At 68.2% G+C, this 26860-nt stretch carries 25 protein-coding genes and 1 pseudogene; 14 read left to right on the top strand and 12 right to left on the bottom strand.

Annotation, left to right across the window (positions count from 1 at the left end; genetic code table 11):
* Positions 1-19 precede the first annotated feature (19 nt).
* Together O7617_RS23665 and O7617_RS23660 are read right to left on the bottom strand one after the other, a co-directional pair.
* Positions 20-2317, bottom strand: coding sequence for an NACHT domain-containing protein (locus O7617_RS23665; protein ID WP_348774150.1), 2298 nt, complete (start codon positions 2315-2317; stop codon positions 20-22).
* On the bottom strand, positions 2281-2676 hold the full coding sequence (locus tag O7617_RS23660) for an AAA family ATPase (RefSeq protein WP_282258219.1): 396 nt from the start codon (positions 2674-2676) through the stop codon (positions 2281-2283). The genes O7617_RS23665 and O7617_RS23660 overlap by 37 nt, the downstream gene beginning before the upstream one ends.
* Before the next feature lie 199 nt (positions 2677-2875).
* On the opposite strand from O7617_RS23660, the pseudogene O7617_RS23655 reads away from it, so the two are divergent.
* From O7617_RS23655 to O7617_RS23645, 3 genes and pseudogenes are all read left to right on the top strand, one after another.
* Positions 2876-3767 (top strand): annotated as a pseudogene (locus tag O7617_RS23655) (IS5 family transposase).
* A gap of 188 nt (positions 3768-3955) precedes the next feature.
* Positions 3956-4096 (top strand): hypothetical protein, encoded by a 141-nt coding sequence (locus O7617_RS23650; protein ID WP_282258218.1) that lies wholly within the window; start codon positions 3956-3958, stop codon positions 4094-4096.
* Positions 4097-4449: 353 nt separating this feature from the next.
* A complete protein-coding gene (locus O7617_RS23645) occupies positions 4450-5568 on the top strand; it encodes an IS630 family transposase (protein WP_282258217.1) in 1119 nt (372 codons plus the stop codon).
* 22 nt (positions 5569-5590) lie between these two features.
* Here O7617_RS23645 and O7617_RS23640 read toward each other — a convergent pair whose 3' ends face one another.
* Entirely contained in the window at positions 5591-7168 is a 1578-nt protein-coding gene (locus O7617_RS23640; RefSeq protein WP_282258215.1) for a hypothetical protein, read from the bottom strand.
* An 847-nt stretch (positions 7169-8015) separates the two neighbouring features.
* On the opposite strand from O7617_RS23640, the gene O7617_RS23635 reads away from it, so the two are divergent.
* The 4 genes from O7617_RS23635 to O7617_RS23620 all read left to right on the top strand — a co-directional run bounded on the left by O7617_RS23635 (position 8016) and on the right by O7617_RS23620 (position 11940).
* On the top strand, positions 8016-10373 hold the full coding sequence (locus O7617_RS23635) for an AAA family ATPase (RefSeq protein ID WP_282258213.1): 2358 nt from the start codon (positions 8016-8018) through the stop codon (positions 10371-10373).
* Positions 10374-10403: 30 nt separating this feature from the next.
* On the top strand, positions 10404-10817 hold the full coding sequence (locus O7617_RS23630; protein WP_282258211.1) for an Imm1 family immunity protein: 414 nt from the start codon (positions 10404-10406) through the stop codon (positions 10815-10817).
* Positions 10818-10888: 71 nt separating this feature from the next.
* Positions 10889-11584 carry an FAD-dependent oxidoreductase gene (locus O7617_RS23625; RefSeq protein ID WP_282258210.1) on the top strand — a complete coding sequence of 232 codons (696 nt, stop codon included), beginning with the start codon at positions 10889-10891 and terminating at the stop codon, positions 11582-11584.
* Positions 11585-11652: 68 nt separating this feature from the next.
* The gene (locus tag O7617_RS23620; RefSeq protein ID WP_282258208.1) at positions 11653-11940 is read left to right on the top strand and encodes a hypothetical protein; all 288 of its coding nucleotides are present in this window, start codon (positions 11653-11655) and stop codon (positions 11938-11940) included.
* Between the two features lie 46 nt (positions 11941-11986).
* Here the strand turns inward: O7617_RS23620 and O7617_RS23615 are convergent, their stop codons facing one another.
* The gene (locus O7617_RS23615) at positions 11987-12376 is read right to left on the bottom strand and encodes a heavy metal-responsive transcriptional regulator (RefSeq protein WP_282258207.1); all 390 of its coding nucleotides are present in this window, start codon (positions 12374-12376) and stop codon (positions 11987-11989) included.
* Between the two features lie 24 nt (positions 12377-12400).
* Between O7617_RS23615 and merB the strand changes: the two genes are divergently transcribed.
* On the top strand, positions 12401-14134 hold the full coding sequence (merB, locus tag O7617_RS23610; protein WP_282258206.1) for an organomercurial lyase: 1734 nt from the start codon (positions 12401-12403) through the stop codon (positions 14132-14134).
* 142 nt (positions 14135-14276) lie between these two features.
* Here the strand turns inward: merB and O7617_RS23605 are convergent, their stop codons facing one another.
* The 5 genes from O7617_RS23605 to O7617_RS23585 all read right to left on the bottom strand — a co-directional run bounded on the left by O7617_RS23605 (position 14277) and on the right by O7617_RS23585 (position 18526).
* Positions 14277-14438: a hypothetical protein gene (locus O7617_RS23605; RefSeq protein ID WP_282258204.1), complete on the bottom strand. Its 162-nt coding sequence runs from the start codon at positions 14436-14438 to the stop codon at positions 14277-14279.
* A 498-nt stretch (positions 14439-14936) separates the two neighbouring features.
* Positions 14937-16205: an MFS transporter gene (locus tag O7617_RS23600; RefSeq protein ID WP_282258202.1), complete on the bottom strand. Its 1269-nt coding sequence runs from the start codon at positions 16203-16205 to the stop codon at positions 14937-14939.
* A complete protein-coding gene (locus O7617_RS23595; protein WP_282258201.1) occupies positions 16205-17620 on the bottom strand; it encodes an FAD-dependent oxidoreductase in 1416 nt (471 codons plus the stop codon). The genes O7617_RS23600 and O7617_RS23595 overlap by 1 nt, the downstream gene beginning before the upstream one ends.
* Positions 17621-17696: 76 nt before the next feature.
* Positions 17697-18194 carry a GNAT family N-acetyltransferase gene (locus tag O7617_RS23590; protein ID WP_282258200.1) on the bottom strand — a complete coding sequence of 166 codons (498 nt, stop codon included), beginning with the start codon at positions 18192-18194 and terminating at the stop codon, positions 17697-17699.
* Positions 18194-18526 (bottom strand): metalloregulator ArsR/SmtB family transcription factor, encoded by a 333-nt coding sequence (locus O7617_RS23585; RefSeq protein WP_282264851.1) that lies wholly within the window; start codon positions 18524-18526, stop codon positions 18194-18196. Before O7617_RS23585 ends, O7617_RS23590 begins: the two co-directional genes overlap by 1 nt.
* A 285-nt stretch (positions 18527-18811) precedes the next feature.
* Here O7617_RS23585 and O7617_RS23580 point away from each other — a divergent pair, with 285 nt between their 5' ends.
* From O7617_RS23580 to O7617_RS23555, 6 genes are all read left to right on the top strand, one after another.
* Positions 18812-19189, top strand: a complete 378-nt coding sequence (locus O7617_RS23580) for a metalloregulator ArsR/SmtB family transcription factor (RefSeq protein ID WP_282258199.1) — start codon at positions 18812-18814, stop codon at positions 19187-19189.
* 566 nt (positions 19190-19755) lie between these two features.
* On the top strand, positions 19756-20457 hold the full coding sequence (locus tag O7617_RS23575; protein ID WP_282258198.1) for a helix-turn-helix domain-containing protein: 702 nt from the start codon (positions 19756-19758) through the stop codon (positions 20455-20457).
* 237 nt (positions 20458-20694) lie between these two features.
* Positions 20695-21102 (top strand): arsenate reductase ArsC, encoded by a 408-nt coding sequence (locus tag O7617_RS23570; RefSeq protein WP_282258197.1) that lies wholly within the window; start codon positions 20695-20697, stop codon positions 21100-21102.
* Positions 21103-21170: 68 nt separating this feature from the next.
* Positions 21171-22100 carry a thioredoxin-disulfide reductase gene (trxB, locus tag O7617_RS23565; protein ID WP_282258196.1) on the top strand — a complete coding sequence of 310 codons (930 nt, stop codon included), beginning with the start codon at positions 21171-21173 and terminating at the stop codon, positions 22098-22100.
* 53 nt (positions 22101-22153) lie between these two features.
* Positions 22154-23524, top strand: a complete 1371-nt coding sequence (locus tag O7617_RS23560; RefSeq protein WP_282258195.1) for an FAD-dependent oxidoreductase — start codon at positions 22154-22156, stop codon at positions 23522-23524.
* 64 nt (positions 23525-23588) lie between these two features.
* A complete protein-coding gene (locus O7617_RS23555) occupies positions 23589-24725 on the top strand; it encodes a hypothetical protein (protein WP_282258194.1) in 1137 nt (378 codons plus the stop codon).
* A gap of 58 nt (positions 24726-24783) precedes the next feature.
* On the opposite strand, the gene O7617_RS23550 is transcribed toward O7617_RS23555, so the two are convergent.
* From O7617_RS23550 to pstB, 3 genes are all read right to left on the bottom strand, one after another.
* Positions 24784-25152 carry a metalloregulator ArsR/SmtB family transcription factor gene (locus tag O7617_RS23550; RefSeq protein ID WP_282258193.1) on the bottom strand — a complete coding sequence of 123 codons (369 nt, stop codon included), beginning with the start codon at positions 25150-25152 and terminating at the stop codon, positions 24784-24786.
* Positions 25153-25229: 77 nt separating this feature from the next.
* Positions 25230-25925 (bottom strand): response regulator transcription factor, encoded by a 696-nt coding sequence (locus O7617_RS23545; RefSeq protein WP_282258191.1) that lies wholly within the window; start codon positions 25923-25925, stop codon positions 25230-25232.
* Positions 25926-25994: 69 nt separating this feature from the next.
* Positions 25995-26825 carry a phosphate ABC transporter ATP-binding protein PstB gene (pstB, locus tag O7617_RS23540; RefSeq protein ID WP_348774200.1) on the bottom strand — a complete coding sequence of 277 codons (831 nt, stop codon included), beginning with the start codon at positions 26823-26825 and terminating at the stop codon, positions 25995-25997.
* Between the last annotated feature and the right edge of the window lie 35 nt (positions 26826-26860).

Below are 26860 nucleotides of genomic sequence, written 5' to 3'. Positions count from 1 at the left end.
CCGGTGGCGACCAGATCACCTAGTGGCGAGAAGCGATTGACAGGCAATCATCGTCTCCGAGCCTCAGCGCCGGCGTAACCTTGCCCGCTTCGATGATCTCTGGCATCGTTCCGAGCCGCCTTACAGCGGCTCGTTTGAGGTCCGGAGACCACGAGATTCTCTGCAGGCTTCCGGTGGGCAGGCGGCGAAAGCTTCGTCCGGTGACGTCCCAGATCTCGACATAGTGAAATGAGGTTCCTAAGCCTATTCGCTTGCCGTCGGAGGACCAGGCGATCGCGCTGATCTGGTGAGGGCGTGCCCGCCGCTCAACTGTCCGGCCGGTGCCGACGTCGATCAACGCCACGCGGTCACGGTGGCGTGTTCGACGCACGGAGCAAGCGATGACGTCCTCGACGGGTGACCATGCCATGGCTTCGGTCATGCCGGGTGGTGCACTTTCGGCGGCTTGGCCGGTGTCGGTGTCGTAGATCCACAGCGTGCGGGCCTTCGGTGCGAGGATGTCGGTGCGGCGCATTGTGAATGCCGGATCGGCTGAGACGGCGAGTCGGATGCCGTCGGGTGCCCAGCACAGCACCGGGCGCGACCACGCTACCTGTTGTCGCAGGACCTCCGACGCGTGCTCGTCGATGCTGACCACGAGCAGCAGGTCGTCTGAGGCGATGGCCAGCCGGTCACCCTGCGGAGACCATGCGGTGGCGCGAACGTGTGTGGCCGGGATGCTGGTGACAAACTGTGGGACTTCATCGTTCAAGCGGTAGACGTCGACGGTTCGGTAGTCGAACTGTCCCGCGAAGCGGACATCGTCGTACCACGAGAATGAGTCGAACGACACTGGAAGACTTCCCTTTCGGCTGCCCAGGTTGCGGCCGTCTGCGACGCGCCACAGCATGGCGCCTCGATCATGCTCGGTGAGGGCGAGGGCGCCGCTGGCATTCAGCAGGGTGTGCCCGCACGCTTTCATGTCAACGGCGAAGGCGACTCCGTTAAGGCGACCCGCATCGTCCCAGGTGCAAACGCGCCCCGTCTTGTCGGCGGTGCGCAAGGCCCCACTGTCTGGCAACCAGACCGCGGAGGTGACGCTGGTGGTGTGCCCGATGGTGAGGTGCTGTATTCGCGACCTGGCGGTCAGGGCCCAGCGCGTAATCGTCGCTGCCGGGGTGGGTGGCAACTCGTTTAGCGCGGTGTGGGCCAGTGCCACGGCCAGTTCGGGGTCCTGCCGTCGCACCTGTTGCGCCAACTCGGCGATCCGCTCGGACTGTCGGACGCGGTCCTGGTGATCGAACGCTTGGGAGGCGTCGAGCAGGCGTCGGGCTGTGGTGGAGAGGGGCACCTCGGCTGCGAGCGCGAGAGCATCGGCGAGCGTTCGGCCGCGCAAGAGGTCGTCTGTGTGTGGGTCCGCTTGCCAGGCTGTCGCGCGATGCTCGAGCCGGGTGATGCGGCGCAGGCGCTCCTCGCTGGTGCTGATCAGAGACGCGAGTCGTCGCCACTGGCGGAACAGGGCGTCGTGGGTCAATTCGAGGCAGGTACCGTCCTCGACGTCGATGATCAGACGGGCTGCCCTGAACTCCTCGAGGATGCTCGCTGCGGTGGTATCGAGGTCGGATCGTTGGATCGTTTTTCGTACGGTTTCCTTACCTTCCATAACGATGCCGCGCAGCAGAGCAGAGTCGACGGCGCGCTGGGGGTACCGCTCGGTGAGAGATTCGTAGATCTGCTCCGCGTGAGCTGCGATGGCGCCACCCACCTCCCCCGCCTGTTCGTACTGAGCCACCGTGATGTGTTGGCGATCGGACTGCAGGTGCAGGCGTTGCAGCAGGTGGCTGAGCAGGGGAAGCGCGTCACCGACCGTGGCGTCGGCGGTCATGCGGTCGATGAGGTCGTCCTCGAACGTGAGTCCTGCAGCTCGGGCAGGCCCCGCGATGGCCTGTCGGATGCGGGCCGGATCCAGCAGACCGATGGCCACCGGCCGGGAGATGAAGCCGGCCTGCTGATCGGTGAGCCGGCGGCGGAACTCGGGCCGGACCGCCACCAGCATGCGCAGCTCCGGCAGCACCGCCAGCGTTCGGGTAAGCAAGGTCCACCACTGGGCCCGGTCATGCTCACCGGTCATCGTGTACAGATCTTCGGCCTGATCGACAACGAGCAGTACAGGGCCGCGGGCTGCGACGAGGAAGCTTGGCACAACCTGGGGTGGGGCTTCCGGAGAGGCTGCTTCTTCGCGCAGCAGTCGCGCCGCCTCCAGCACAGCCTCCGGGCCATCCGCTAAAGCCGCGGCGAGGCTCATAAACGGGTCAGCGGCCGGACGTAGCGGACCCACCACGGTCCACCGCCGCGGTAGTCGAGCGAGAACCCCGCGCGGATCAGCGAGGATTTACCCACTCCCGACGGGCCGACGATCGTGACGATCCGGGTCGGCGGCGCCGGCCCGGAGCGCTCCAGTCGGTGTAGTACGTCCCTTGCTTCGCGGTCGCGGCCAAAGAAGACACCCGCGCGCTCCGCCGTGAACGGCGCGAGGCCGGGGTACGGGCTTTCCGCCCCACGCCACGTGACCGCTGTCCGGCGATGGACAAAGAAACGCCAGCCGAGCCACAGGACGACGCAGAGCGGAAGCCACAGGTAGGCGTAGTCAAGGACAAACCGCCGCGGCCCACGCCAGCTGTCCGTTCGCGCCGTCACGATGTTGATAGCCAGACCGACGGCAATCGTGCCCAGCAGGGCACCGGACTCGCGACGGTACTCCCTTAGGGCCTGTGTCGAAGTCCGTGCCAGGGCTTGAGTTGTTGGGTGAGGATCTTCGCGTGTCGGTGTTCGAGATGTAGCGAGGTCTCCGGTATCTGGTTCAGCGACCAAGCAGAACCCGAACACCGGAGACCTCGTGGACACCCTAGCGGTGGCGAGGCGGCACGACCTGACCGACGCAGAGTGGGCGGCGCTGGAGCCGCTGCTGCCTGTGGGGCGTAGGCCAGGTCGGCCGTCGACATGGACGAAACGGCAGCTCATTGATGGGATCCGGTGGCGGACACGGGTCGGTGCCCCGTGGCGGGACGTTCCGGAGTGCTACGGATCCTGGGCCGCGGCGTACGGGCTGTTCCGGCGTTGGCAGCGTGACGGGACCTGGGCGAAGATCCTGACCGTGTTGCAGGCCCTGGCTGACTCGGCCGGACGTGTGGTCTGGGACGTGTCGGTGGACTCGACGGTCTCCCGCGCGCATCAGCACGCCGCCGGGGCGCGTAAAAGGGGGATCTTCAGGCCGAGCCGCCGGGCGGGGTCACGGTTGAGCCGATCGATCACGCGCTCGGTCGGTCGCGGGGTGGGCTGACCACGAAGCTGCACCTGGCCTGCGAGCAGGGGCAGAAGCCGTTGTCGATCGTGTTGACCGCTGGGCAGCGCGGGGACAGCCCGCAGTTCATGGCCGTGCTCGACGGGATCCGAGTGCCCCGTCTCGGCGCCGGCCGGCCAGGACCCGCCCGGACCGGGTCCTGGCCGACAAGGCGTACACGTCGAAGGCCAACCGCCGCTACCTGCGCCGACGCGGCATCACCGCGACCATCCCCTCGAAAGCCGACCAAGACGCCAACCGACGCAAGAAGGGGTCCAAGGGCGGCCGGCCACCGGCCTTCGATCCCGAGCGATACAAGCAGCGTCACGCCGTGGAGTGCGGCATCAACCGGCTCAAACGCAACCGGGCCGTAGCGACCCGCTTCGACAAACTCGCCGTCCGCTACGAAGCCACCGTGCACATCGCCGCGATCAACGAGTGGCTGTGACCGACTTCGACACAGGCCCTAGTGCCCGCCCCACGTGGTCATCGCACTACGAGAAGCCACTGCTCGCCAGTGCTTGGCGGATAGCCGACAGAGACACCAACCATGCCGGGACTGGGCTCACACCCTTGACGTGACTGTGCCTGGATCTCGATCAGCGGCATCGCGCAGCCGATGGATCGCACTCTGACATGCTGCTCTCCCTGTGGCTGACCGAGGCACTCACCGTCGCGGCTTCCTCATGTCGTGATGAGTTGCCACGGCTTGCCGAGGGCGACGCGACGGAAGGCGTCGATCTCGCGCAGATGGGCATCGGGCAGCGGCGTACGTAACGGGGGCTGCCGTTCAGGATGTGCCGGCAGACGCCAGGGCTTGTTCTAGGCGGCCTCTAGCAACTATTCGACGATACCCACATGCTTAAGCACCTGCCGCAGTGCTGGGTCCGTGTCAGTATGGCCGCGTTCCAGGCTCTTGACTGTCACGGTCGAGCCGTCTGGGGTGCTGTCGACGTGAAATGTCTCCCAGCTGCGGCACACGGGACAGCGGCGTCGAAGCAGGAAGGGGCGCAGTAGATGCAGTCGCCCGTCCTCGTTCGCTAGTGCTCTGACCACAAACGTTGGCGGTGTTGGTGACACGCCGGCCTGAGTGAAGGGCTGGGCCGGCGTGAGGCCGTCAGGCTGTCGGGGTGGCAGAGCCGGTTCGGGTACGTCGATTAAGTGATCAAGAGGGTCAACGGCTGCAGCGTCTGGTGCGTCGGGGCACCGGCTCGGTCGTGCGGCTGCGCCGAGCGATGGTCGTGCTCGCCTCAGCTGGCGGCAACAGTGTGCCGGTCATTGCCCGGCTCGTGCAGGCCGACGAAGACTCCGTTCGGCAGGTGATCCACCGGTTCAACGAGATGGGGATGGCCAGCCTGGACCCTCAGTGGGCGGGTGGCCGTCCCCGCCGGATCAGTAGCGACGACGAGGCGTTCATCGTCGCGACGGCCAACACCCGTCCCGCCAAGCTGGGACGGCCGTTCACCTGCTGGAGCGTGCGCAAGCTCGCCGAATACCTCGCTGACAACCCCGATCGGAAGGTGATCATCGGGCGGGAACGGCTACGGCAGGTGCTGCGCCGCCACCAGATCACCTTCCAACGCACGAAGACGTGGAAGGAGTCCACGGACCCCCAGCGGGAGCAGAAGCTGGCCCGTATCGAGCATGTGATTGAGCACTTCCCGCACCGCACGTTCGCGTTCGATGAGTTCGGGCCGCTGACGATCCGCCCGCACGGTGGCGTCGGCTGGCAGCCGAAAAGCCGCCCACGCAGGCTCCCGGCGAACTACCACAAGCTGCACGGCGTGCGGCAGTTCCACGGCTGCTACTCGATCGGCGACGACACCCTCTGGGGTGTGGTCCGCACCCAGAAATCGGCGGCGAACACCCTCGCCGCACTCAAGTCGATCCGGGCCGCCCGCCCTGACGGCGCCCCGATCTACATCATCTTGGACAACCTGTCCGCCCATAAGGGCTTCGCGATCCGACGGTGGGCGGCCCGGAACAAGGTCGAGTTGTGTTTCACCCCGACCTACGCCTCCTGGGCCAACCCGATCGAGGCGCACTTCGGGCCGCTGCGCACCTTCGTTATCGCCGGCTCCGACCACCCCAACCACACCGTCCTGGCCCGCGGCCTGCACGCCTACCTGCGCTGGCGCAACGCCAACGCCCGCCACCCCGACGTCATGGCCGCCCAACGCCGCCACCGCGCCCGCATCCGCAGCGAACGACACCGCCGCTGGGGCCAACCCGCCAGCCGAGCCGCATGACCATCCCGGCCAACGTTTGTGGTCAGAGCACTAGGTACAGGCTGCCGACCTCCAGATCACTGTTTGCATAAGGTCGCTGTTGACCCGGCACCAGCGCGTTGTCGCCCGTGAGCTCCTGGTAATCCACCTGGGCGGTTCTCTGCAGTGTGTCCCAGCGAACGCTTGTGACTTGTACCAGGGGTAGGTCCGCAAGGACCGACGCGTGTTCCAGCAGGGTCGTCAGATCAGCATGCGCTTCCTCGATGGCGGACGGAAGGTCAATGGCGTCGACACGTCGGAGATGAGACTTGGCGTTGCGTCGTCCGGCCAGGCGCTGGAGGGCAGACGCCGCCTCCGGAGTGGAGAAAATACGGCTGAAGTCATTGAGCGGGTCTCCGTCGGGGGTGCGCCGGAACGCCTTGCTCTCTGCTGCCTCCTTTAGGATGGCAGCCCAGTCCCCGAAGCCGGGCCCGTTGCTTCCTCCCCTTGACAGCCTCCTCCGGATGCCGTCGACCGCGCCCAGGCGAAGACCTGCATCGCGAGATAGCGACAGGACAGCGAGCGCGGTGTAACACAGCAACACCTCAGCGGTCTCCAGAATGGCTTCGTAGGCCGCCTCATGGGCACCCCTGGAGAGGTGGACCTGCATCTCGCTCCACCGGTAGGCGATCGGGTGCGGATAGCGGGTGCGCACCCGATGGCTGAAGTCGTCCAGCAACGTCGCTGCGTCCACCCGCATGCGCAGCTGCCGCCCAGACTCCAGGATGCGACGCCTCGCGGTGATGGCGCTTTCATCCTCGAAAACGGATGCGAGCAACGCCTCAGACTCGCACCTCCAGCTCTCCAACTGTGATCTTGCGGCTTCAAGCCCCTCGATCGTCACGGCCAGCGCCGCATCGGGCTGCGGGATGGGCAGATCTCCCAGAACCGACGGGGCGAGACTGGCGACCGAGAGTCCGACGGCCCACGCACGGACGAGCGGCGAACGGAGGAACAGAACAGCAACGAGGCGCTGCGGACCTCCCAGGCGCCCGTCGGCGCGAAGCGTCACCACGCTGTCGTCCGCGGCCAAGGGCAAGTCATCGGCGGCCACTTCCGCGACGACCAGATTGCCTCGCGCATGTGGTGAGAACCTTCGCCGAAGCAGAAGATCTCCCGCTCGCAATTGCCGATCCGGGGGAACCATGGCCCACCTGGAGGAGTCGTCGGGGCCAGCTAACGTGCCGTCGTGCCTCAGGTCTCGCCCCGCCACGACCCGCACAGTTTCATCCTGCCGCTGATCACGAAGCAAATGGCGATCCGAATGCAGATGAAGAGCCGGTGCCGGAATCTCGAACAGATCCTTCAGAGGGACTGTCGCGCCCCACACGTTCAGTTTCGACCAGCGAGCGGTGGTGACGGGATGGTGCAGTTCCATGGAAAGGCTTTCACCTGGCTCCGGAGGGCTGGGCAGGACGTAGCCGAACTTTCCCGTGCCGTTAGCACGGCCGACGAGCCCGCGGAAGTCGCTCTCCACCGCCTTCTCGTCCTCGTGCCTTGGAAACCTGAAGAGCTTGAGGGGCTGACCTGCCAGCGAGCGCGGTCGCCAGAACACCGCAGCCGTGTCGAACAGCTCATGCACTCCGGCGAATATGGCTGATGCGAAGATAACTACGCACGGCTGCCAGGAGTGACCAACGATTTCGCGGAACCTCCGGCAGCCGGGAGAGGTGAGAGCGCTGGTCGGCAGCAAGGCCGCCAGCAAGGCGGCGCTACCCTCCGGCCGGATTCCGGCTACGGCGATCTCGTGAATTGACCGCAAGGAACCTTCCGCGGCAGCCGCCGAAGGTCCGGATACTCGTTCCCACGGCGGAATCAAGAGCACTGGGGCCGTCCGGAGCATGCTGGTCGCGATGTCCGGTAGTCCGCCTGGGGATCCGGCGGAGTACGACCGCCACTCATGGTTCAGACGTATGGCCATCTGGTCGTTCGTAGTCACTACAACCGGATCGGTGTCCGCTAACGCACCAAAGGCCATCTCCAGCAGCCGACGGAAAGTGTCGTGCCTCTGCGGGTAAGGGGTCGTACCGTCGGTCACGGTGGACATGATATTCGCGCGCTGCCAGACCGGATGCCCCTGACTGCGGCCGCGACGGTCCGACCTGCCAGCCGGTGTCTGACCCCGGCGAGTCCTCCGTTAAACGAGTTGCCGCCCCGGTGTCGACACCGTCCGACAGCTCATGCCCACGTGAACCGAGAGGATCTTCGATCTCCTGTGGTTGGCAGTGCGCGAGCACCCATGGGTCGGTGCCCGGCTCAGGAGATGAGCGCCGGCCTGCCTCCGCCGCCCAACTTCCATCGCCGATTTGACGCGCGCCGTGAGCCGCGACCTCCACTACCGACACCTCCAGGAGGGGGTGCGCTGTCGTACCTCCCCAGTAACATGACCGGTCGTCACGCGTAGCCGCCCGGACTGAGAGGGGCCATAGGTGTTCATCTCTGCGGCCTACATCCGTTTTTTTCGCTCGTTCAACTTTGACTATCTACGGAAGGCACACCGTGAGTTCGAGCCCCATCCGTGGGATGTGCTTGAACCCGACGGGCTGCAGTATCCGTTCGTCAAGGTGTCGCTGGAGCGCGACGTCAGCACTGTGGTGGGAGCGAACGAGTCGGGTAAGAGCCAGTTGCTGACGGCGATCAAGCACGGGCTCACCGGGAAGGGGATTGAGCGGGGCGACTTCTGCCGATACTCCCAGTTTTTTGCTGTGAAGAAGGCGATGGCGTTCCCCGACTTCGGGCTCGAGTTCAAGCACCTGGGTCCCACCGACCTGGAGACGCTGGCGAAGGCATGCAAGACGAAGCTCGACGACGGCACCGAGACTTTCTGGATGTTCCGGATCGGTGGGAAGGACCCCGTCGTGTACGTCCGGCAGGGCGACGACTGGGCCAAATATCCCGTCAAAGACAAGAAGCTCCTCGACGCACTCCTCCCGCAGCCGTTCGAGATCGACGCGACAGTCGCGCTGCCACAGAGTGTTCCGATCAAGTATCTGGCTGACGCCGAGCGTTCTTTGCGGACCAGTCCCCGAAAGACCCGTCTGGACTTTGTGAACCAAATTCTGGAGAACGGGCCGTCCTGGTTCGGCTCGGCCGAAGGCGTCTCGGCGGCCACACCGACGCTCATCAGCGCGTTTTCCACCGCGAACACCCAGGATGCCGAGCACGACAAGCAGCTCGCTCTCGCCGACGACCTGTTGCTCAAGGTCGCTGGAATCGATCGGACCGCCTTCCAGGAACTCCTCAACGCTGTCGAGGAAGGCAAGGACGGCTTCGCGAACGGCATCGTGGAGCGGATCAACCGTGGGCTCTCCGGAGCGCTGAATTTCCCGAAGTGGTGGTCACAGGACCTGCACTTCCAACTCTTGGTGACCCTACGCGACCAAGACCTGGTGTTTACCATCCGCGACCGGACTGGCACGGAATACTCCGCAGACGAGCGCAGCGGGGGCTTGAAGTACTTCCTGAGCTATTTCGTGCAGTACCTCTCGCACGAACCACCCAAGTCAGGCGCTCGCGAAGTGCTTCTGATGGACGAACCGGACGCCTACCTGTCCAGCACAGGACAACAGGACCTGCTGCGAATCTTCGAGGACTTCGCCCACCCGCAGGACCCGACCCGCACGGCCTGCCAGGTCGTCTACGTCACGCACTCCCCGTTCCTCATTGACAAGAACCATGGTGATCGGATCCGCGTCCTGGAGAAAGGTGAAGGCGACGAGGGCACCCGCGTGGTGCGCAACGCGGCTCGTAACCATTACGAACCGCTGCGCTCGGCGTTCGGCGGGTTCGTGGCGGAGACCACGTTCATCAGCAACTGCAACTTGATGCTGGAGGGCATGTCTGACCAGGTCATGCTGGCCGGCATGTCGGCGCGGCTGCGCCGACAGAGGACCGCGTCGACGGACAGCCTCGATCTCAACGCCGTGACGCTCGTACCGGCCGGGTCCGCGCCGCACATCCCCTACCTGGTGTACCTAGCGCGGGGCCGTGACGTGGACCGACCCGCCGTGATCGTCTTGCTCGACAGCGACGCCTCCGGAGACCAAGCGGTGAAGGCACTTAAGAAGGGCCCCAACGGCAAACCGGTGATCGATGCCAGGTATGTCCTGCAGCTGGGTGATCTCCCAACCGATGCTCTGGTCAGCACCCTCCCGGCTGGCGTAGTCGCCATTGAGGACCTCATTCCACTGCCGATCTGCATCGAAGCCGTCAAACGCTACGCCAACGAGTTCCTCGACCCCACCGAGGCAGCCAAGATCGGCACCCTCAAGCCGAAAGACGTGAACTTCGAGGGCTGTTCGGGCACCCACGACGCGCTGGAGCAGGCCGCCACGGCGAAGCTCCCGGGATTCCATTTAGACAAAGTTGGCTTCGCCCGTAGCGTTCTTCAGGCAGTGCGTGAAGACAGCACTCTCACTGCCGCGGCCGAGGTTCTGGACGCAAACTTCCGGGTCCTGTTCCGTGAGCTCGGTCGCAGACAGCGCCAGGCCATGCGGGAGATCACCACCGAGAAGACCAGCGCCAAGATCAAACGCATTAAGCGGTCGTTCCTGCTGGACCATCCCACCACCGCCGACAGGGCACAGGCCACGCTGCTGCTCGAGGAGGCCGAAGCCGCCCTTGACAACTCCGTCGATGCCGAGGAACTGAAGAGTCATATCCGGACGATGCGACGCGACTTCGAACTCGACGAGGACCCGACCGAGCCAATCAACGACTTCGGTGCCTTCCGGGACGCGCTTGAGGCACTCGTGTACCGAGAGGTCAATGAGGTCCAAGAACCGTAGGATGCGAGCACCGCGATGAAGGATCCGGCGGTGAGCATCGACATCACGTGGAGGCGCGGCGACGGCGCCGCGTCGGTCAGCACCGTTGCCGAACTCGACGCCACGCTGGACACGATCACCCACGCCCACACCGAGCAGCTGCCCTACTGCGTCACCCTCGTCGCTCCCGGCGGAGGCGAGTTTCCCGTCATGCTCGACATCTGCGTCGGGCACCCCGATCGGTCGTTCGCCTATCACGTCGCCGCCGACGGCAGCAGCGCTTGGGGATACCAGCCAGGCCTCGAACCCGGGCCCGCGTTCACCTTCGACTACGCCGGCACGCCCACCGACGCGTGGCCCGAACGCACCCGCCTCACCGACGCGACCGCCCGGCAAGCGGCACGACAGTTCCTCACCAGCGGCGGGCAACGACCCCACGCGCTGGCCTGGGAAACCGCCGAATAGCTCCAAGCGTGGACGGCTCCAAGACAAGGTGCCGCGACCAAGGTAGGGCGTCGCTCGCGGGGCCGCGCCGCGTGCGATGCACCCCGGAGCCCGCCTCACCCGGAGCACCGCACGCGGCTGTCCGGCCCTTACTCGGACAGCGGCTGCTGATCGCCACCGGTCGGCGCGCCCGCACCGACGGCCTCGACCTGGCCGCCGCCGGGGTGACCACCGACGAGCGCGGTTTGGTCATGGTCGACGAGGCGCAGGGCGCCTCCAACCCTCGCGTATATGCGGCGGGGGAGGTGACTGGCGCGCCGCAGTACATCTACGTCGCCGCTGCGGCCGGCCGCGCGGTGGCGGTCAACGCCCTGGCAGCAGACGGGAGCCGGCCGGCTCGGGTGGACTACAGCGGCCTGCCGTCCGTGGTGTTCACCCGCCCGCAGCTGGCCTCCGCCGGCCCCACCGAAGCCGAGGCGCTGGCCCTCGGCCACGACTGCATGTGCCGGGTGCTCGGGCTGGCGGACGTGCCCCGGGCGCTGGTCAACCGGGACACCCGCGGCGCGGTCAAACTCGTCGCCGACGCCGGCACCGGACGGCTGCTCGGCGTACACGCCCTCGCCGAAGGCGCAGGGGAGCTGATGCTTGCGGCCACCTACGCCATCCGGGCCGGCATGACCGTCGACGACATCGCCGACACCTGGGCTCCTTACCTGACGATGGCCGAGAGCCTTCGCATCGCCGCTGGGCTCTTCCGCAACGAGCTACCCACCTCCTGCTGTGCCTGACAGCCACCAGCACACCAGCACCCCATGGTCGGCCCGATCCCGCACGCACCTACCCGGAGGAGACCCGAATGCTGAGCCACGTGGACCACGCCCGCCAACTGCTGCCGTCCGGGCTGACCGGGCTGGCCGGTGTTGCGGGCGCCGCGTGCTGCGCCATCCCGCTGCTGCTGGCCGCCGGAGTCCTGTCCGGCGCTGGCTGGGCGATCGCCGGCCGGTGGATGCCCGGCATGGTCATCGTCCTGACCGCACTGGCTGCTGCCGCATGGTGGTGGGCCAGCCGACAGCGACACCACAGCGGCCGCGACGGCCAGACGGACCTTGCTTGCTGCACGACCGCAGCTCGTCGGATTCCGTGAGACCGCCCCTGGCCCTCAACGTCTGAAGCCCTGCGACACCCCTCGGCTACAGGTAGCGGCACACCTGCTCGGGTGGGCAGGTGTCCGGGTCCGCGTTGGTGGCAGAGCCGTGGAGCTGGGCGACGGTGGCGCGGAGCGCGTGCAGGTCGGCGAGCTGGGCGTCGATGGCGTCGAGCTGTCCGGCGAGCAGTTGACGTACGTGCCCGCAGGGGGCATGGCCGGTGTCGCGGACGGTGAGGACGTCGCGGATCTGGGCGAGGGTGAGTCCGGCGGCACGGCCGCGACGGATGAAGTCGAGCCGGGCAACCGCGTCGTCGCCGTAGTCGCGGTAGCCGGCACGGGTACGTGCGGCGGGTGGCAGCAGGCCGCTGGCTTCGTAGAAGCGCAGCGTCTTGGCCGTGGTGCCGGTTGCCTCGGCCAGTTCCCCGATCCGCATTCGGTGACCTCCTGTCATCACGCCTTGACCTTCCCCTACACTGGAAGGTCCAGTCTGCTACGGGTAGCACCATGTCGGCCACGGGGTGGCATTTTGCCCATCGAGGCTGCCTGCTGGGAGGAGACTGTGATGACCGCAGCAGATGCTGAAGGAACCAAGGCTGGCGCGCTGGACCAGCTCCTGGCGGAATACGTCAAGATCATGCCGGTGCTTGATCCGGCGCAGGCTCGCATCGCGGTCGGGCTGTGGCGGCTGCTCGCCGAAGGCACGCCGGTCACCGTCGCAGCGCTGGCCGAGCGACTCGACCTGCCGGAAGAGCAGGTGATCGCCGCTATCAATGGCGTGCTGGCCGGCACTCGCCTCCAGGACGACCAGGGCAGGATCATCGCCTTCTGGGGCCTGTCGCTGCCCGACGTGCCGTCCCCGCACCGACTGACCGTCGACGGGCAGATGTTGTACGCCTGGTGCGCGCCGGACACCCTGTGGCTGCCGCGGGTGCTGGGCAAGGCCATCGACGTGCAGTCGTCGCTGGAGACGACCGGGCAGACGATCTCCCTGCGTATGGGACCGAACGGCATCGAGGGCATCTCCGTCGACGGCGCTGTCGTGTCCTTCGTGCGAGCTGCCGGCAATAGTGTGGGCGACACGGCTCCCGCAGTGCTGTCCAGCTACTGCCACCACCAGCTGTTCTTCCCCTCCGAGCGGGCGGCACGTCATTGGGTTGAGGCCCAAGGACGCGACGACATCGCCGTTTTCCCTGTCGACCAGGCCGTGGGTGGCGCGGGCCGCTTCGTCGAAGCCCTCGTCGGCTCGGCTCTGCCTCGTGGGGTGAACGTTGAACTCCGTTCCGTTGCGGAGTGCCCGAATCTTGCCCCGGCTCGGGAGGAGCTGCACGCCGCGCTGGCCGACCTTGGGCTGCCTGCGGTGGTCACGGAGGTGGTGGGCGACTATCCGTCGCCGTCGATCCTGGTCAACGGCGTGGACGTTATGGGCGGCACCGGCGACGGGCCGGCGGCCTGTCGCCTGGATCTCCCCACCGGCGAGCGCATCCGCGCTGCGCTGAGCCAGGCAATGGGTGCCGAATCCGCTCCCGCCGCGACTGACCAGAACCTGGTCGATTGCTGCACCCAGCCGGGCAACGCCATCCAGACCGACCGGCCTCGCCGTGCCGAGCGGCTGCCCAACGGACTGCGGCAGGTGTATCAGGCGATCCTCCGCGACTTCGCCGCCACCGGGGCCGCCCCCACCCATGTTGCCATCGGCTCGGCCGCCGAGGCGGTCGGCCTGGACTCGACCGTCGCGGTGCGAGAACTCGCGGCGAACGACCTTGTCGCAGTCGACGGCCGCGGACGCCTGGTCGCCGCCTACCCATTCTCGCCGACCCCGACCCCGCATGTGGTGTCGCTGGGTAACGTCGACGTGTTCGCGATGTGCGCGATCGACGCGTTGGGGATGCCGTTCATGCTCAGCACCGACGCGGTCATCACCTCAACCGACCCATACACCGGACAGCCGATCCAGGTGACCATCACCGGAGGTGCGGCCACGTACCAACCGTCGGAGGCGGTGGTGGTGTACGCGGCGAGCGGGGCGACCGGCCGCTCGGTGGACACCTGCTGCTCCACCATCAACTTCTTCGCCTCAGCCGAGAACGCGCAGGCGTGGCTGGCGGCGCATCCCACGCTGGCCGCCACCGTCCTCGACCAAGGCACCGCCGTCGTACTCGGCCGCGACATCTTCGAGTCGCTGCTGAGCTGACCAGGGTCGACAAACTCTCGCCACAACCGAGCGCGCCACAGGTGAACATCAACCGGCCAGCACCAGTACATAGGCGTTGGCCATCCACTGCAGCCCGTCGGTGCCGACTGACAGTTCCCGGCGATTGTCGGCAGCGCGACGTTCACAGGCCGCTGGCGGCGACGAGGTTGTCGAACCGTTGAGTGATCGCCTCGGAGTGCCAGGGTCTGCCGTCGAGGCTGACGAAGAACAACCCGGTGTCGGAACAGTCCGAGCCGCTGACCAGTTCCCACCCGTTGCGGCGAGCGCGGTAGGCGCGAAGCACGGTGACCGTGTCCTCGGCGAGGGGGATGACGCGTTCGCAGGCGCGTGATTTGACCGGATTGGTGATTGGTTTGTAGCCGACGCTGATGCGTTGCTCGGCAGAGTTGACCTGACAGCCGGGTGTCGATCATCACCGCTGTCGCCCGCAGGCCAGCGGCCTCTCGCGCAATCGGCCGCTCGCGGCCGTCACCGGCGGGGCTGGCCGCCCTTGCCTGCGCGGCGTGCTGCGCCATCCTGCTGTTCATCACTGCAAGGGTGCTGACCGGCGCGAACGCGGCCCTGCTGGATCAGACCCAGCTCGCCCGTCGCGGCCGGAGTGGCCGTGGCCGCGCTGGGCACGTGGTGGCTACCCAGCGCCGCAGCACCCACCGGGCTGCCGATACGAGCGGCTCGACCAGCGGGTGTGGCGGCGGTCCTGCGGCTGCTGAACCGAATGATGGCGTCGGTCCCACGTCGCGCCTGCCACCCGAGACCCGTCCGGGTCCTAGGTTCGATCACCTCAGGTCTGGGCGATGGGTTGTGGCCCAGCGGTTTTCGCTCGAGTGGTCATGCCGATGGCGGCGAGTGCGCAGCAGGTGGAGGTGGCGGCGAGCAGCGGTGTGTATCCACCGGCGGTGTGCAGGAGGACGGCGGCTGCCAGGGGTGCGGTGGCTTTGGCGATGGTGACGGGGGCGGCGAGGCGTCCGGCGATGGTGGCGTAGGCGGTGGTGCCGTAGCGGTCGGCGAGGAGGGCTGGGGTGGCGAGGCTGGTGATGCCGAAGCCGAGCCCGAAGCCGACGACGGTGATGACAGCGCCGGTGCGGGTGTCGGCGAGTAGGGGCATGGTGAGGATGGCGGCGGCTTGGGTGGCGAAGACGGCGGCCACGATCGTAGTGACGCGTAGGTGTCGGCGGGCGGCGGTGAGGACGAGCCGTCCGGTGACCGACAGGACGCCGAGCAGGCCGGTGGCGGTGGCGGCGAAGGTGGCGGGGTGGCCGCGGCTGATCAGGTAGCCGACGAGGTGGACGGTCATGGTGCTGGTGGCCGCGCCCTGCGCGATGAACGTTGCGGTCAGGATCCAGAATCGGGCGTCGCGCATCGCGGCCTTCACGATCGCGCGCCGCTGCGCGTGGGCCGGCGGGCTGGGGTCAGCAGGTGTCGGCGCCGCCGATGGTGTGCGGGGTCGGCGGATGGTGAGTGCGTGCAGGGGCACGGTGACCAGGCCGTGGATGACGGCGAGGACGAGCAGCGCGCCGCGCCAGCCGAGGTGCGCGGCCAGCAGGCCGGTCAGGGGCATGAAGATGGTGCTGGCGAAGCCGGCCACGATCGTGACGGCCAGCAGGGCTGTGGCGCGCCGGTCGGGGGTGAACCAGGCGATGATGACGGCGAAGGCTGGCTCGTAGAGCACCATCGCGCCGGTGATCCCGATGCCGATCATGACGGTGTAGAGCTGGCCGATGGTCTGCACCTGGGACCAGGCCACGAGTAGGGCGGTGGCGGCGATCGACCCGATGGTCATCAGCGCGCGCCCGCCGTGGTGGTCGAGCCATCTGCCGACCGGGATGGCCATGAGCGCGCCGGCGAGGACGGAGACGGTGAGCGCGCCGGTGACGGCGGTGGTGGAGGCGCCGAGGGTGGCGGCCATGGGGCGCAGCAGCACCGGGTAGGCGTAGTAGAGGGTGCCGTAGCCGACGGTGGAGGTGATGGCCAGGGCGGCGACGATTCGCCAACCGTGGGCGTGGTGCCCGCCGACCGTGGGGTCGGCGGGCACCGTCGCGGTGGTGGGCATCAGCTGCAGCAGCCGCCGGCCTGAGCGGTGGCGGGAGCGGCGTCGAGGGTGACCAGATTCAACGGTGTGGACAGCAGCCCGCCGGAGATACCGGTGGCGAGCCCGCGCGCCGCTGGCTCGGCGGTGGGCGCCGGGCCGCAGCAACTGTCGCCGGTGGCGGTGTCGGCGGGGTTGCTGTTGCAGACGCCGGTTTCGGGCAGGTCGAGCTGGACGTCGCGGGCGGCGGCCCAGTCGCCAGCGAGGGCGGCAACGACGGAACGGACCTGCTCGTAGCCGGTGGCCATGAGGAACGTCGGCGCCCGGCCGTAGGCCTTCATACCGACGGCGTAGTAGCCGACCTCCGGGTGGGTGAGTTCGTTCACTCCGTGCGGGGGCACGGTGCCGCAGGAGTGCTCGTTCGGGTCGATCAGCGGTGCGAGGGCGCGGGTGGCGCCCATGATCGGGTCGAGGTCCAGGCGCAGCTCGGCGGCGATCGAGTGGTCCGGGCGGAAGCCGGTGGCCGCGACGATCCGGTCCACGGTGACCGATTCCTCGCCGCCGTCGGCGTGGCGCACCACCACACTGACCCGGCCGTCTGTCGGGGTGAGTGCATGCACGGAGAAGCCGGTGAACAGCCGGATCCGGCCGGCGTCGACGTGCGCGCGCAGCCGTGAGCCCAGGGCACCTCGGGCGGGCAGCGCGTCGGCGTCTCCGCCGCCGTAGGTGCGCGAAGGCGACGTCGTCCGGATCGCCCAGGTCACCTCGGTGCCCGGCGCGGACTCGGCCAGCTCGGCCAGGGACAGCAGCGTGTTCGCGGCGGAGTGACCGGCCCCGACGACAAGGGTGTGCCGGCCGGCGAAACGGTCCCGGGCCGCGCCGAGAACATCGGGCAACGCGTGCTCCACGAACGCCGCGACAGTGGACTCACCGCGGGCCGGCAAGCCGGACGCGCCCAGAACGTTCGGGGTGCCCCAGGTTCCGGAGGCGTCGATCACGGCTCGGGCGAGCAGCTCGTCGCCGTCGGCGAGGCGGATCAGGAACGGCGTGGACTCACGGCCCGTCGTGCGCAGCCGGTCCAGGCCCAGGCGGCTGATCGCCTCGACCCGGGCGCCGTAGCGCAGGTGCGGCTTGAGCTGCGGCAGCTGCGCGAGGGGCTGAAGGTAGTCGCCGGCCAGCTCCGCTCCGGTCGGCAGGGCCTCCAGGTCGGGGGCGACCCAACCCGCCTCGTCGAGCAGGCGGCGGGCGGCCGGGTCAATGTTGTACCGCCACGGGGAGAACACCCGCACGTGACCCCACTGCCGCACGGCGGCGCCAGGGGTGTCGCCGGCTTCGAGGACCGTGAAGGCGATGCCCCGCTCATGCAGGTGCGCGGCGGCGGCCAAGCCCACCGGGCCCGCGCCGATGACCACGACGGGTAGCTCGTTCATAGTGCTCATCGATCAAACTCCTCTGTGTAGATAACTGTCGAATCATGGAGGTAAACGGGACCCACTGATGCGGGGTCGGGGTTGGTCAGGTGACGACGGGACTGCGCCGCTCGAGCAGAACGACGTCGCGCCAGCGGCCGTGATGGCGACCGACCCGCTCGCGCACACCGATGACCCGGAAGCCGGCCCGCTCGTGCAGGGTGAGGCTGGCGGCGTTGTCAGGGAACACTCCAGACTGGATGGTCCAGATGCCAGCAGCTTCGGTGGAGGCGATCAGCGTGTCCAGCAGCAGCCGGGCGACGCCGCGACCCTGCGCGGCGGGGTCGACGTAGACGGAGTGCTCGACCACCCCGGCATAGACCGCGCGGGTCGAGGTGGGTGCGACCGCGATCCAACCGCGCACCGTGTCATCCGCGTCGACGGCAACGAAGCGGTGCGCGGGTAGCTTCGCCGCGTCGAACACCGGCCAGGTCGGCGCGGTCGTCTCGAAGCTGGCGTCGCCGGCATCGAGCCCCGACTGGTAGATAGCCAGGACCCGCTCGGCGTCGTCATTCCGCAGGGGGCGCACGGTGATGTCGGCCATCAGCAGGCTCCGTTCGGACTGGGGGCGGGTCGACCCATGACCACGTCCGCGGCAGAGGGGAAGCAGTCGACGCAGGCGTCGTTGATCCGGTAGTGCCGGGCGGTGCCGACCGGCTCGACGAGGACGAATCGCACCTCGGTAAGGATCTTCAGGTGCTGCGAGACGGTGGACTGCGCCAGGCCGATCGCGGCAACGATCTCCCCCACGCTCATCGCCTGAGCCTGGCGGGCCAGGTACTCCACGATCTGCACCCGGGTCGGGTCCGCGAGGGCCCGAAACCACGACGCGTATGTCTGCGCCGTCGTCCGATCGAGTAGCTCGGCCACCCCCATCACCCCATCATCGTTCATCGCCGATAGACGATTGAGCTTACCAACCGCGAGCGGCGGTCATCGGCCGAAGCTCGCGTGGGCGGCCCGTGCGGCGTCGAAGCGGCGCTGAGCACGCTGCTCAGCGGTGCTGACCTCGGCACAGGAGTCGCAAAATCGGACACCGGTCGCGGATGCCCTCGGTCGGCGCGTTGTGAGCCTGAACATGATCTCCTCCATCCCCCACTGTCTTGACGTCCGTCAAAACAGAGAGTTGCACATTGATTAGAGGGATGTCAACCTAGAGGAATGTCGAAGCAAGCTGCGTCTCTCACCCTCGCCGACGTGACCGCCGAGGCGTTCTGCTGCCAGCCCCTGGCGCAGCACCGTGTGCCGGCCGAGACCGCCGCGGTGCTTGCGCCAGCGTTCAAGGCCCTCGGCGACCCGGTCCGCCTGCAGCTGATGTCGATGATCGCCTCCGCCGACAACGGCGAGGCGTGCGTGTGTGACCTCACCCCCGCCTTCAACCTCAGCGGCCCGACCATCTCGCATCACCTCAAGAGCCTGCGCGAGGCCGGCCTCGTGGACTCCGAGCGGCGCGGCACGTGGGTGTACTACCGGGCCCGACCGGCGGTTCTGCGCCAGCTCGCGGCGCTGCTCACCGTCGAACCGGTGACCGTTTCATAGCCGGCCGGCGGCGCCACGATCCGCCGGACTCGCCGCCAGCCAAGGCGGCGACGACGTGGGACGCGTCGCGTCCGACGCCGCGCAGGGTGTTCGACGAGAACGACCGCTGGAACTCCAACCCGAGGTACACCAGTCCCCGGTGGGTCGTCGAGACGCCGGCCACGTGGCGGGGAATCCCGTCATCCAGGGCTCCGAGCGGGGTGAGGTAGTCGAGGTTCGGTCGGTAGCCGGTCGCGAAGAGCACCGCGTCGACCGGCTCGTGCGTACCGTCCGCCCAGATGACGCCGTACTACCGCGCCGACCGCGACGGCGCCGTCGCGGCGCTGACCGAGCTGCAGTCGTACCTGATGACCTGCTGCTGACCGCCAACTCCCCGGCGGACGACGTCAACCCCGCCTCCAGCCGATCGGCCTCGACGCCAGCCGCCTTCAAGATCATCCACCCAAAGTCCCCGAGCATCAGCCTCTAGCCGCCCTCCGGCCTTTCGGCACACCCAAGCACGCTCCACCGGCCCGTGCCTCGACGCCGCTTGACAGCAACGTGATTAGTCAGTGATAGTTGAGTCAATGACTACTGAGCTTGCTTCTCTCCAGGCGCGCGCCCGGATCCACGCCGCGCTCGGCGACCCGGCGCGCCTGGCGATCGTCGACGCGCTCACCCTGGGCGACGCCTCCCCCGGCGAGATCGCCCACGACCTCCAGATGCCGACGAACCTGGTCGCCCACCACGTCAAGGTCCTCAGCGAAGCCGGCCTCGTCGTCCGCGGCCGATCCGAGGGAGACCGCCGCCGCACCTACCTGCAGCTGCAGCCCGAGGCCCTGGCCGCGTTGACGCCAGCGCCGATGGCTGGCGTGGGGCGGGTGGTGTTCGTCTGCACCCGCAACTCGGCACGCTCGCAGCTCGCCGCCGCCCTCTGGTCGGAGCGCACCCACACCTGCGCGGCGTCGGCCGGAACGCAGCCGGCAGAGCGGGTTCACCCGCGCGCCGTCGCCGTGGCCCACCGCCACGGGCTGCATCTGGACGCGACCGGCACCGCGCACGTCGCGGACATCGTGCGTGACGACGACCTGCTCATCGCCGTCTGCGACAACGCCCACGAGGAACTCACCGGCCCGGTCCGGCCCCGGCTGCACTGGTCGGTGCCCGACCCGGTCCGCGCCGACACCGACGACGCATTCGAGGCCGCGTTCGCCGACCTCGCCGCCCGCATCGACCGCGTCGCCCCCATCGTCACCTCCACCATGAGGTCGCCAGGCCGTCATGACTGACACCAGCCCCCTGCGCGATGACCGAGCGCAAACCGGCGCCCAACCACAGCGCATGAGAAAGAGGCCGCGCCACGGTGGGGCGGGCCAGACGTATCGGAGCCTGGTGAATCCGTCGCGTCGGCCGGCCATTACCGCCTGCTCGACCACAACAGCGACCCCCGCCCGCACCCTGCCGGCGACTCCTGACCCGGCGCCGGTCAACCGGCCCCGCAACCCGTACTGCAAGGAAGGCTCCTGATGTCCGACAAGCCCAGCGTCCTGTTTGTCTGCGTGCACAACGCCGGCCGCTCCCAGATGGCCGCCGGTTGGCTGCGCCACCTCGCCGGCGACACCGTCGAAGTCCGCTCCGCCGGCTCCGCCCCCGCAGACACCGTCAACCCCGCCGCCGTCGAAGCCATGCGCGAGGTCGGCATCGACATCACCGACCAGACGCCAAAGCTGCTCGAATACGCCACCGCAGAGTCCTCGGACGTCATCGTGACCATGGGCTGCGGTGACGCCTGCCCGGTCTTCCCCGGCAAGCGCTACGAGGACTGGAAACTCGAAGACCCCGCCGGCAAGGGCGTCGAATCCGTGCGCCCCATCCGCGACGAGATCCGTACCCGGGTGGAGAAGCTCCTCGGCGAGCTGCGCACCGCCGCCTGACCCTGTCACCATCCCCGCCCGCCGACCCCCGCCGCTGGCGGACGACTCCCCCCGAGCAGGAGCTCTCCGTGTCCGACTCGCACCGCCTGATCATCATCGGCTCCGGACCCGCCGGATACACCGCAGCCCTCTACGCCGCCCGCGCCAACCTCACGCCGCTGGTCATCGAGGGCAGCCAGTCCGGCGGCGCGCTGATGACCACCACCGAGGTGGAGAACTTCCCCGGCTTCCCCGACGGGATCACCGGCCCCGACCTGATGGACACCATCCGCAAGCAGGCCGACCGCTTCGGCGCCCAATTCGTCACCGACGACGTCACCCGCGTCGACCTCACCGGCCCCACCAAGACCGTGTGGATCGGCGAGAAGGCCTACCGGACCACGGCGGTCATCCTGGCCACCGGTTCCGCCTGGCGGCCCCTCGGCGTCCCCGGCGAGGCCGAACTCCTCGGCCACGGCGTGTCCGCCTGCGCCACCTGCGACGGGTTCTTCTTCCGGGACCAGGACATCGCCGTCATCGGCGGCGGCGACACCGCCATGGAAGAAGCCACCTTCCTCACCCGCTTCGCCCGCAGCGTCACCATCGTGCACCGCCGCGACACCTTCCGCGCCAGCCAGATCATGGCCGACCGCGCGTTGAGCAACACCAAGATCCGGGTGGCGTGGAACGGCGTCGTCGAAGAGATCCTCGGCCAGGACGGCGCCGTCGTCGGCGCCCGACTGCGCGATGTCCACACCGGCGAGACCCGCGTCCTGGACGTCACGGGCGTGTTCGTCGCCATCGGCCACGACCCCCGCAGCGAACTCTTCCGCGGCCAGGTGAACCTCGACGACGACGGCTACGTCGCGGTCGATTCCCCCGGTACCCGCACCAACCTGCCCGGCGTCTTCGCCGCCGGCGACCTCGTCGACCACACCTACCGCCAGGCGATCACCGCCGCCGGCACCGGCTGCGCCGCCGCCCTCGACGCTGAGCGGTACCTCGCCGCCCAGTCCTGAGCCGACCCCGGTTCGCCGGTGCCGGCGGCCATCCAACCCTCGAAGGGAGAAACGTGACGCGTCTGCTCGTCATCGGCGGCAGCGACGCCGGCATCAGCGCCGGCCTGCGCGCCCGCGAACTCGACCCCACCGCCGAGGTGACGCTCCTTGTCGCCGACGCCTACCCGAACTTCAGCATCTGCGGCATCCCGTACCACGTGTCCGGTGACGTCCCCGACTGGCGCAGCCTCGCCCACCGCAGCAGCGACGACCTGGACAAGGCCGGCCTGCGGGTGCGGCTCAATCACCGTGCCACCGCCATCGACGCGGGCGCGCACACGGTCGCCGCGACCACCCCGGACGGCACCACCACGACCCTGGACTACGACCGGCTCGTCATCGGCACCGGGGCCGTCGCGGTACGCCCCCCGATCGCCGGCCTCGACACGCTCGGGCCGGGCGACGGCGTCCACACGCTGCACACCATGGGTGACACCTTCGCCCTGCTGCAATCGGTGCAGCAGCGCCGGGCACGCTCGGCCGTCATCGTCGGCGCCGGCTACATCGGCCTGGAAATGGCCGAAGCGCTCACCACCCGCGGCCTGCAGGTCACCCTCATCGAGCAGGTCAACCAGGTCATGCCCACCATCGACCCGGAACTGGCCCAACCCCTCGCCGAACACCTGCGCGACCAAGGCGTGACGGTGCGGTGCGGCACCAGGGTTCACGCCGTCACCGCCGACGGCGACCGGCTGCGTGTCGACACCGATGCCGCGACCTACGAGGCTGACATCGTCCTCGTCGTCACCGGAGTCCGCCCGGACACCGACCTCGCCGCCGCGGCGGGTGTCACCCTCGGTGTGCACGGTGCGATCGCGGTCGACCGACAGATGCGCACGAACCTGCCCGATGTCTTCGCCGCCGGCGACTGTGTGCACACCTACCACCGGCTCCTCGACCGGAATGTGTATCTGCCGCTGGGCAGCACCGCCCACAAGCAAGGCCGGGTCGCCGGCACGAACGCGCTCGGTGGGCAGGCGGTCTTCGCCGGGTCGCTGGGCACGCAGGCCGTGAAGGTCTTCGACCTCGTCGCCGCCGGCACCGGGCTGCGTGACGACAACGCCCGCCAGGCTGGCTACGACCCGGTGACTGTGGCCACCATTGCCGACGATCACAAGGCGTATTACCCAGGTGCGACACCCATCCGGGCCCGTGTCACCGCCGACCGCCGCACCGGCAAGCTCCTCGGCGCGCAACTACTGGGCTCACGCGGCGCCGAAATCGCCAAACGTATCGACACCTACGCCACCGCCATCTCCTACGGCGCCAGCGTCACCGACATCGCCGCGCTCGACCTGTCGTACACCCCGCCGTTGGGCAGCCCGTGGGACGCCGTGCAGCTCGCCACGACGCGATGGCAGCGGGAGGTCATCGAACGTCGGTAGCCGCGGGCTGCTTCGCTCGCGGTAACCGGTTGGCTGTGGACCGCCAGGAGGCGACGATGGGGTGGTGAGCCGTAGTCTCTTCGATCCGGTGTTGCCCATCGAGCGCACGAGCCGGCGCTTCCGGGATGTGCGGGCGAGCCGCAGCTTCACCGCGGCGCGGCGGCTGATGGACGAGCTGTTCACCGACTTCCGCGATGTCGACGGTAGCTTCGTCCGGGAGTTTCAGACGACAGGGTTTTCCCCGCGGGTGTTCGAGTTGGCGCTATTCGCTTACCTACGCGAGCAGGAATACGACCTCGACCGCAGCAGTCCGACAGTTGATTTCCTCGTCACCGGCGAATCGCCGGTCGCGATCGAGGCGTGTACGTCGAACCCAACGCAGGGTCGCGAGGATGTCACCCTGCCCGCCAGCGGGTGGCCGTCGATTCCCGACAACCTGCCGGCAGAGGAACGGGAGTTCATCTTCCAGAGCGGCAAGGCGCTGCGCCGAAAGTTGCTCAAGCGCGACGCTGCCGGCCGGGCCTACTGGGACCTCCCGCAGGTCAGTGGGGTTCCGTTCGTCATCGCCCTCCAGTCGTTCCACAACCTCAGCGCCCTGTTTCACTCCGTTGGCCTGCTGTCGCAGTACCTCTACGGCTCCCGTGACGTTGTCAGCTACGACGCCGATGGCGCACTGCAGCTGACACCCGAACAGATCGGCCAGCACGTGTACGCGGGCAAGAGCATCCCCAGCGGCCTGTTCGCCCTGCCCGAAGCGGCCAACCTGTCCGCCGTGCTGTTCAGCAACAGCAGCACCATGTCGCTGTTCAACCGCATGGGCACCGAGCGGGGGTACGGTCCGTCCGACGTCGCCATGATCCGCGTCGGCACGATCGCGGATCCCGATCCCCACGCCACGAAACCGCGCCTCTTCGGTCAACTGGTCCGTCCCGAGCAGCCCGAGCAACGAGAGACCTTCGGCGAAGGGCTGCATGTGCTGCACAACCCGTGGGCACAGACCCCGCTGCGGACCGGCGTCCTTCGCGGGGTCACCGAGCACCAACGGCTCGACGACGGCCGGGTTCTCACCACCACGGCGCGGTTGAGTCCGTTCACCTCACAAACGTTGATCTTCGAAGGCGCCGGCGCCCAGAAGCACGCCCTGCGCCAGTTGGCCCGATTCCTCAGCACCGACACGAGCGGTTCCGCCGAAAGGCGTTGACCGCGCAGGTGATCCGACCTTCGCCAGCGTGTCCGCTTGCAGCCTGCACCAGCCTGGGTCAGGACACGATCGGCAGGAGCCGCCGCTTCGGCAGGAGGTGCTTAACGGGTTCCAACTGGCCGGGATTGAGGGAGTACCAGACCCAGCTGCCGCGCTTGTTGCGGTTCAGCACGCCCGCCTCGACCAGGATCTTGAGGTGGTGACTGATCGCAGGCTGGGTCATGTCGAACGCCTCGGTTAGGTCACACACGCAAGCCTCACCGCTCGGCGCGACCTCGATGATCGACAGGATCTGCAGCCGGGTGGGGTCGGAGAGGGCTTTGAACAGCCGGGCGAACTGTTCGGCGTCGACGCGCGGTAGCGGCGGCCCCACCGGGGCGGGCGCGCACGCTGGCGCAACGGCCGGGGCGGTGGCGGCGGAAGGCATGATCCGAGTCTAGGAAGTGCTGCTCAGGGGCCGAATGACCGGTAGGTGAACAGCAAGTGACGCCGATCACGAGCCTGCTACGGCGGATCGAGACGGTATCCCATTCCGCGTACGGAAACGATGATCGAGGGTTTCCGCAGGTTATCGCCGAGCCGGCGCCGCAGGCGCCGAATGTGCACGTTCAGGGTGTTGGACGCCTCGCCTTCGCCGCTCCAGAGCAGCCGGTTGATCTGGTGTCGGGTGACGACCCGGCGGGCGTGCAGCATGAGCAGGTGCAGCAGTTCGAACTCCCGCATAGGCAGTTCTATCCGGCTGCCGCCCAGTCGGACCTCGTGTGCGGCCGGGTCTAGCCGCAGCGCACCGGCCTCGACGGCGACCTGGAAGTCCGCCGCGGTGTCCGGGGAGATCGCGCGCAGCATCGGCAGAATCTCCGTGACTCGATACGGTCGGGCGACGCAGGCGGTGGCGCCTGCGGCGAGGGCGAGGCTGCCCTCCATGCCATCGTGCTCTCCCACCCCGACGAGGGTGGGAATGCAGGCGCGGGTGTGCAGGGCACGCGCGATGGCCGAGCCGCGCATGGGCGGCACGTCGGTGGCGGTGAGGACGGCGTCGGGCAGCAGCGCGCCGGCCTGCAGCAGGGCGTCGGCCGGGTCACCGGTGACGACGACGTCGATCTGCCGCTCCTGCAACTGCTCGGCGAGGGCGTTGGCCGTGCTGGTGTCGGGGTCGAGGACCAGGAGCAGGAATCGGGTCCTGGTGGTCTGCGGTGTCATGGGTTGGCACCGCGGCGTCTCGATGGCATCGGGCTGCATTGTTGGCCTTCGCTGACGTGATTGGGCGGGTCAGCCGAATCGGCCGGTGATGTATTCCTCGGTGCGCTTCTGGGCAGGGTTGGTGAAGATCTTGTTGGTGGTGTCGTACTCGATGAGCCGGCCGTGTCGCTCGCCCTGCTCATCAACCTCGGCGGTGAAGAACGCGGTGCGGTGCGAGACCCGGGCGGCCTGCTGCATGTTGTGGGTCACGATGACGATGGTGTAGTCGCGGCTCAGCTCGAACATCAAGTCTTCGATCTTGCTGGTGGCGATCGGGTCGAGAGCCGAGCACGGCTCGTCCATCAGGATGACCTCGGGGCTTACCGCGATGGTGCGGGCGATGCACAGCCGTTGCTGCTGCCCACCGGACAGGGCGAGCGCCGACTGCTTCAGCTTGTCCTTGACCTCGTCCCACAGGGCGGCGCGGCGCAGGGCCTTCTCCACCAGGTCGTCCATGTTGGACACCTTCATGCCCGTGACGCGGGGACCGTAGGCGATGTTGTCGTAGATCGACTTGGGGAACGGGTTGGGTTTCTGGAACACCATGCCGATACGGCGGCGGACCTCGATGGGGTCGACCTCGCGGGCGTAGAGGTCTTCGCCGTGGTAGGTGACCCGCCCGGCGACGCGGGCGTCGGGGATGAGGTCGTTCATCCGGTTGAGCGAGCGCAGCACGGTGGACTTGCCGCACCCGGAGGGGCCGATCAGGGCGGTGATCTGGTGCCGGCCGATGGCCATATCGACGCCTCGGACGGCCTGGTAGTCGCCGTAGAAGATGCTGACGTCCTCCAGGCGCAGGACCTGGTCGTCGCCGCCGCGGGGTGCTTCTTCGTTGCGGTTGGCGGGGTTGACCAGCGCCACCGGGGGTGGCGGTGCGGGGCGGGTGCTGCTCACGG

Source organism: Micromonospora sp. WMMD1155 (assembly GCF_029581275.1).
GTDB lineage: Bacteria > Actinomycetota > Actinomycetes > Mycobacteriales > Micromonosporaceae > Micromonospora.
Note: the sequence above shows the minus strand (reverse complement) of the source record. Positions and strands in the feature narration are given on the sequence as shown.

Bases quoted from the DNA above. Each gene is read 5' to 3' on its own strand.
- O7617_RS23575 (WP_282258198.1), top strand. From the start codon at position 19,756: ATGACTACTGAGCTTGCTTCTCTCCAGGCGCGCGCCCGGATCCACGCC.
- O7617_RS23590 (WP_282258200.1), bottom strand. From the start codon at position 18,194: ATGGCCGACATCACCGTGCGCCCCCTGCGGAATGACGACGCCGAGCGG.
- O7617_RS23615 (WP_282258207.1), bottom strand. From the start codon at position 12,376: ATGCGGATCGGGGAACTGGCCGAGGCAACCGGCACCACGGCCAAGACG.
- O7617_RS23600 (WP_282258202.1), bottom strand. From the start codon at position 16,205: ATGCCCACCACCGCGACGGTGCCCGCCGACCCCACGGTCGGCGGGCAC.
- O7617_RS23550 (WP_282258193.1), bottom strand. From the start codon at position 25,152: ATGCCTTCCGCCGCCACCGCCCCGGCCGTTGCGCCAGCGTGCGCGCCC.
- O7617_RS23620 (WP_282258208.1), top strand. From the start codon at position 11,653: ATGCTGAGCCACGTGGACCACGCCCGCCAACTGCTGCCGTCCGGGCTG.
- O7617_RS23580 (WP_282258199.1), top strand. From the start codon at position 18,812: ATGTCGAAGCAAGCTGCGTCTCTCACCCTCGCCGACGTGACCGCCGAG.
- O7617_RS23545 (WP_282258191.1), bottom strand. From the start codon at position 25,925: ATGACACCGCAGACCACCAGGACCCGATTCCTGCTCCTGGTCCTCGAC.
- O7617_RS23650 (WP_282258218.1), top strand. From the start codon at position 3,956: ATGCTGCTCTCCCTGTGGCTGACCGAGGCACTCACCGTCGCGGCTTCC.
- O7617_RS23585 (WP_282264851.1), bottom strand. From the start codon at position 18,526: ATGGGGGTGGCCGAGCTACTCGATCGGACGACGGCGCAGACATACGCG.
- O7617_RS23570 (WP_282258197.1), top strand. From the start codon at position 20,695: ATGTCCGACAAGCCCAGCGTCCTGTTTGTCTGCGTGCACAACGCCGGC.
- O7617_RS23595 (WP_282258201.1), bottom strand. From the start codon at position 17,620: ATGAGCACTATGAACGAGCTACCCGTCGTGGTCATCGGCGCGGGCCCG.